The 3,432-nt window shown below is 37.4% G+C and carries 3 protein-coding genes and 2 pseudogenes; 1 reads left to right on the top strand and 4 read right to left on the bottom strand.

Features of this window, described 5'->3' with window-relative positions:
• A pseudogene (locus tag SANK73390_RS01790) lies at nucleotides 1-278 on the bottom strand (IS91 family transposase); the annotation flags it as partial.
• Between SANK73390_RS01790 and SANK73390_RS01785 the strand changes: the two are divergent.
• Nucleotides 276-914, top strand: a pseudogene (locus SANK73390_RS01785) (IS110 family transposase); the annotation flags it as partial. The pseudogenes SANK73390_RS01790 and SANK73390_RS01785 overlap by 3 nt on opposite strands.
• A 40-nt stretch (nucleotides 915-954) precedes the next feature.
• On the opposite strand, the gene SANK73390_RS01780 reads toward SANK73390_RS01785, so the two are convergent.
• From SANK73390_RS01780 to SANK73390_RS01770, 3 genes are all read right to left on the bottom strand, one after another.
• Entirely contained in the window at nucleotides 955-1,581 is a 627-nt protein-coding gene (locus tag SANK73390_RS01780; RefSeq protein WP_462762788.1) for a LysE family translocator, read from the bottom strand.
• A 116-nt stretch (nucleotides 1,582-1,697) separates the two neighbouring features.
• Nucleotides 1,698-2,495 carry a tetratricopeptide repeat protein gene (locus tag SANK73390_RS01775; protein ID WP_462762785.1) on the bottom strand — a complete coding sequence of 266 codons (798 nt, stop codon included), beginning with the start codon at nucleotides 2,493-2,495 and terminating at the stop codon, nucleotides 1,698-1,700.
• A 91-nt stretch (nucleotides 2,496-2,586) separates the two neighbouring features.
• Complete coding sequence (locus SANK73390_RS01770; protein ID WP_462762783.1) at nucleotides 2,587-3,135, bottom strand: hypothetical protein; 549 nt, start codon at nucleotides 3,133-3,135, stop codon at nucleotides 2,587-2,589.
• Between the last annotated feature and the right edge of the window lie 297 nt (nucleotides 3,136-3,432).

The raw sequence follows: 3,432 nt of genomic DNA, 5'->3' as shown, positions 1-3,432 counted from the left end.
CTGAGGGTTTCCCACACTGCTTTAAATAAACACTGATAAAGCGTACTTGGGTCATAGCGAGCCACACTATTCAGCTCATGTGGCAATGTAAAAACAAGGTGGAAATAGCGACAAGGTAATAAACGTGCTTGCTGTTTTTGCGCCCACTGTGTTGTTGCCATACTTTGACAGCGTGGGCAATGGCGGTCTCGGCAACTTCATCCAACTTGTTTTACCTCGCCACACGTATCACATTGCCAAGATTGATAGCCTAGCTTGCCTGTCCTGCATGATTGCAATTAATCGCACATTATGGTGAAGCAATTAAACCCTCACTCTCCACCCTAAAGCCTGACATAATGCAGGCTATGAGCGATTTGGTTGCCAGAAGAAATCAGCTATTAGTCATGCAAACGATGGAAAAAAACCGCCTTCAAATCTTACCAAAAGAACTGATTTCAACCATTAAACCTATTTTAACGGCCTTCAAAAATCAAATTGAGAAAATTGACAATAAAATTCTAAAACTCATTGAATCATGTCCTGAGTATTCAGCCAAAAACACGATCCTACAAAGTATGAAAGGCATTGGCAAAATTGCTGCTGCATCTATCATCAGTAACTTACCTGAACTTGGCTATATGTCGAACAAAGAAGCTAGTTCTTTATTAGGTGTTGCACCAATGAATCGCGAAAGTGGACGCTATAAAGGGCTCCGTAAAATCCAAGGTGGTCGACATCAAGTGCGCACCGTTTTATACATAGCGATGATGTCAGCTATCCAATCTAACCCTGTTTTTAAATCAACCTATCAGCGATTAGTTGCTACTGGGAAACCAAAAAAAGTAGCGCTCATTGCGTGTGTTAGGAAGATGATTGTGATCTTAAATTCAATGCTCAGAGACGGGGTTATGTTGGAAGCGCCAAAAGTTTAAAATTAGCTATTGACGCCATAGTCTCTTGTTAGCACACAGTTTATCGTTGCTTCATAAACGCCACAGCTAACCCAGAAGACACGAATGTGATACCTGCACCAATATTTAGCCCAGATACTAGCTTAGGCTTGTTTTGAAACCACTCGGACAACTGAGACGAGAAAATACCCATTAAGCTAAAACCAATTGCAGTTAATACAGCAAACCAAATTCCATAACCGATCATTTGAGTTGTGACTGACCCTAAACTTGGATTTACAAATTGAGGTACAAAAGCAAGGACAAACATACCTGGCTTAGGGTTAAGTGCGGCAGATAGAAAACCAGTAGAAAAGATAACTTTCAAAGGCTGTTTTTTCGCAGGCTCTAAAGAAAATATACTTCTCGTACGAAGTACTTTCACGCCTAACCAAATTAAGTAGGCAGCACCAACTAGCTTCACAGCGTAAAACGCCACTTCAGAAGTTTGAATAAGCACAGTAAGTCCAAAGGTCGCTGCTATAACATGAAACAAGATACCCGCACCGGAAGACATACCTGAAACAACCGCGGCTAGTCGACCTTGACTCAATCCTCGACCTATAGCGAGCAAATTATCCGGACCCGGTGAAATAACCAGTAGCAAACAAGCTAACGTATAAGTAATAAATACCTCTAATGGAAACATAAAACCACCTTGTTGTATGGTTCTGAGTGCTAACGCCTCATTCAGAGGCAATAAAATAGCTGGTTAAAATTAGCGAGAGCAATAACCAGCTGTTTTTTTCCTGCTGAAATGCCTTGTTAGCCGTTACTACGCATATTTTTTAATTTTAAATATATCTCTTCAAATGCAGCTTTTTTTTCAGGGAAACGAGTCATACCATCTTTAAAAATAGCCATAGCAGAATCACGGTCTCTTAAATTGATATAACATTGGCCTTTATAATAAAGCGCAGTAAAACCTTTAGGCTCTATACTTAGGGACTTATCGAAAAATTCAATAGCCTTTTCATTATCACCCATATCCATATATGCAAAGGCGATATTATCAATAGCCTCAAAAAACATAGGGAAAATATCAATTGCTTCTGAATATAAACTTATAGCTTCCTGAAGTTTTGATTCTTGTCCTAGTGCATAGGCTTCTTTATATTTCGCGTTTGCTAATGTAATCAGTTCGTCTACGTTTTGATTTGTAACTTCTGCATAACGAGGAAAATTAGTATGTTTTAAATATTCAAAAAAACCACCTAAATCAGTATTTTTAATCTCTTGATTTCCGAGTAATTCCCAAGAATTAATAAAAGATTCATTAGATATTGGCGCATGAAGTATTTGAACAGGAATGTTTTCTAAAGTCGCTAAGGTTGGTTTATTTTTAACATCATCAAAAACTGATGTGTGCAATATTATTTGATTATTTTCAAATTTATCTACTTCAATAATTTTTACTGTTTTCCATAGTTTTTCTTTTTTTATTAATACGTCACCTGCAATAAATTTATAATCATCTGATATAACTTGAGCTTGTGAAGGGCTTGAAAGGCCAAGAGCTCCAATAACAGTAAGAATTGAAGAAATTAATTTGGATTTACGCATGACTTTCCTATACGGCTAAAAATAGTTGGCTAAAATTTGTGAGGTACGAACAAAGCCAACTGTTTTTTGTCCGCACTTTTAATTTGCTTTGTTAGAAAGCCTGGATTCTATACTCAAGGCTTTTATTTCTGAGTTGAAAAGATACAACACGGCTATGTTCGTCATAACTTACGATTTGATTCATAGTCTTACTTTTAAAATAGTCACCAATCTCACTAGCTGAAATATCTCTAGAAAATAAGACTGTATGACTAACTGAGCTTACCTTACATGCTGGCATGTCAGAGTTGCGCCTGCACCTATCATCTAAAGTTGGCATTGAAACAGAAACCGAGTAAAAATTATTAGCTTGTTTGTCAGCATCCAAATAGACTCTTGTGCTTACAGTAGCAACCATACAACCAGAACCAATATAGTGTTTATGAGAGCGGCCGGAAATAGAACTTTGTCCAATTCTAAGGCTTTCTCGACTATCTGTAGAAATTGGAAAAGACTGGTAATACTCATGAGCACATTGTTCCCGTTTAGAGTTCGATATTTCTGACGAAGGTAAATACCCCCAATCCCAAACAGGATCAGACTCTTTTTTCCCACAACCAAATAAAAGTAACAAAGCTAAAAGGTAAATAAAATTCTTCATAGGCTTTCTAACGCCTCGTTAAGAGACAAAAAATTGTTGGCTAAAATTAGCGACGAAGAAGCAAAAGCCAACTGTTTTTTGTCCTTTTAAACGACTTGTTAGAATTTTAGTTCCCCGATCCCACCCTCACAATACAATAACCAGTGCATGGTTCTAAGTTATAAAAGATAAAAGTACACATGTAACATTACACAGGTATATCTTTATAATTTTTAGGGCAACCTGCTACCCTAGAGTAAATTCATACTCTTCAAGGTTTCAACTTACCCAGTTGACGGGTTGCACTCACATTTATTA

The organism is Pseudoalteromonas sp. SANK 73390 (assembly GCF_054966645.1).
The sequence above is the reverse complement of the archived record's forward strand: the minus strand, read 5'-3'. Positions and strand labels throughout refer to the sequence as shown.

What these genes read in the sequence shown, in the direction of transcription:
- SANK73390_RS01780 (WP_462762788.1), bottom strand. Translation starts at nt 1,581, where the DNA reads ATGTTTCCATTAGAGGTATTTATTACTTATACGTTAGCTTGTTTGCTA.
- SANK73390_RS01775 (WP_462762785.1), bottom strand. Translation starts at nt 2,495, where the DNA reads ATGCGTAAATCCAAATTAATTTCTTCAATTCTTACTGTTATTGGAGCT.
- SANK73390_RS01770 (WP_462762783.1), bottom strand. Translation starts at nt 3,135, where the DNA reads ATGAAGAATTTTATTTACCTTTTAGCTTTGTTACTTTTATTTGGTTGT.